Origin of the sequence: Mesorhizobium sp. GbtcB19 (genome assembly GCF_019091085.1) — a bacterium.
Taxonomy (GTDB): domain Bacteria; phylum Pseudomonadota; class Alphaproteobacteria; order Rhizobiales; family Rhizobiaceae; genus Mesorhizobium.
In genome coordinates, this window is sequence record NZ_JAGXJY010000588.1 from 1 (window position 1) to 232 (window position 232).

Consider the following 232-nt stretch of genomic DNA (forward strand, 5'->3'; position numbering starts at 1 on the left):
CGACGCCGAGGCGCGCGAGCGTTCCGCCGTAGCCGAGGCCAAGGCCACACAGGTGGTGTCGGGGGCAATCGCCAAGGGTGACGTTCAGGCGCTCAACTACTTTATCGCCCAGAAATACACTGGGGCGCTGACCAGGATCGGCTCGGCCACCAACAGCAAGGTGGTGCTGATGCCGCTGGGGGCTTCGTCGCTGATCGGCACGCTCGGCGGCATGGGCGAGATCGCCAAGGAA

Annotated in this window: 1 pseudogene; it reads left to right on the plus strand. The window is 65.9% G+C overall.

The features are described from left to right. Nucleotides 1-232: pseudogene (locus tag KVT37_RS33135) on the plus strand (SPFH/Band 7/PHB domain protein); the annotation flags it as partial.